This window comes from Sphingomonas sp. PAMC 26605 (assembly GCF_000241485.1).
Lineage (GTDB): Bacteria > Pseudomonadota > Alphaproteobacteria > Sphingomonadales > Sphingomonadaceae > Sphingomonas.
The window spans coordinates 13993-15829 of the sequence record NZ_JH584247.1; the positions used below are offsets into that span (position 1 = coordinate 13993).

The following is a 1837-nucleotide window of genomic DNA, read 5'->3' on the forward strand; positions in this document are numbered from 1 at the left end:
AGCACGACTGTTGCTGACCGATCCGGACGCGACGGTGACGGCCGTGGCCGAACGCTACGAGGTAAGCCGGACCACCCTCTACAAAGGTTTGAGGGAGCTTGCGGCCAAGGAGGGGAAGGCATGAGAGCCATATTCATTCGTCACGGCCAGAGCACCGGCAACGCCGGCATGCCGTGTCATGATCTGGCGACGATCGAGCTGACCGAGAAGGGATGGAAACAGGCACGCCAGGTCGCGGCGGACTGGACCGAGGCACCGTCGCTGATCGTGACCTCGCCCTTCCTGCGTACCCAGCAGACGGCCGCTCCGACGATCGAGCGCTTCCGCAACGTGCCGGTTGAGGTGTGGCCGATCGAAGAGTTCACTTATCTACAGCCCTCTCGGTGGAACGGCACATTGGCGGCAGACCGGGCACCGCATCTGGTACGGTATTGGGGCGAAGCCGACCCGGCCTATTGCGATGGCGAGGGGGCCGAGAGTTTTGACGCTCTGCTACGCCGCCCCGAGGCCGCTTTGGGGCGACTTGCCGCCCTGCCCTCTCCCGGCCCGGTTTATGTTTTTAGCCACGGGCAATTCATTCAGGCGGTGCGCGCTGTGGTGACAGAATCCGAGCTGGACGACCGGAGCAAGATGCTCCGGTTTTGGCGGAAGGGTGAGCCTCCGGCGATCGGGAATGTGGAGTTGGTGCAGTTCGATTGGACGAATGCGCAATGGCAGCACCACAAATCGGGAGACTAAGCTACTAAGCCATTGAAGCTATTAAGCGAAAATGTTGTGTATTAGCGGCGAACAGTCGGACGGCTATTGATCCATGCGGAGGATTCGCGGACGTTGTGACGATGCTCCTCGCAATTGCGACCACCGCTAGAATGTTCCTGCTCCCTCATTGGTCGCGCTGGCATCAGCTATGGGGTCCACCTCTGCCGACCGCAGCGTCTCAATGGACCTGCGTTCGATCGAGCGTGTTTCTCATGAGGGCATTTCATCGCTGCGGGATCGAGGCGAGGCTACAAAGCGGTCAGCCTCCTATGAAAGCACCGGGCATCGCCGGTGAGGATTGCGGCTTGTTCACTGCCGATGGGTGGATGGGCCATGCCTGGGTTGAGGCGAATGGCTGTGTGATCGACATAACCGCTGACCAATTTGGTGACGCACCCGTAATTGTAGCACCGGCCAGCGACCCTAAATACCGGCCAGCCCGAGACGAAGCGTACAGACTCACTCCAACCGGAAACGGCATGGCGGCAATCGATGAGATTTGGCCATCGTGGTGCAACCACGTGGATCAGCAAGGCTCCCTAATTGGAGGTAGCTCACGGATGCTGAAGGGCTGACTTTGGCCGTTTCCTGCCATAGCTACAGCGAGCGGAGACTAAGCGAATAAGCGATTAATTGGCATGTTTGCATGCTAAGCGACTAAGCGATATAAGTCGCTAATAAGCTTAGTAGGAACAAGTATGCAGGTATGGGCAGTGATTGCGCAAAAGGGTGGGCAGTCCAAGACCACTCTCTCCACTGGATTTGCCGTCGAGGCGGCACGTGAAGGAGCGTCCGTCGTCATCCTTGATGCCGACGATCGTCAGGGATCAGCCCTCTATTGGTCAGAGCGTCGCGATTCTGATGATGTGATGGTGAAGGACAGCAGCGTCGCCGGCCTACCCCTCCATATCTCGCGCGGGCGGGCTAGCGGTAAGATCGATCTTATCATCATTGATACGCCAGCGAACTCCAAGGACATTGCGATGCTCGCGGCTGAGCAGGCGGACTTCGTTGTTATCCCCGTGGCCCCGCGCGGGCTGGATGTTCATTCAGTGCTGCAAACCATCAAGCAGGTACA

Annotated in this window: 2 protein-coding genes; both read left to right on the forward strand. The window is 58.7% G+C overall.

Annotated features, from left to right (window positions below):
- Positions 1–120: 120 nt before the first annotated feature.
- Positions 121–738: a histidine phosphatase family protein gene (locus RH90_RS21650; RefSeq protein ID WP_010189141.1), complete on the forward strand. Its 618-nt coding sequence runs from the start codon at positions 121–123 to the stop codon at positions 736–738.
- Positions 739–1457: 719 nt separating this feature from the next.
- Positions 1458–1837: division plane positioning ATPase MipZ (locus tag RH90_RS21655; protein WP_010189143.1), on the forward strand; the 380-nt coding region annotated here is incomplete at its 3' end.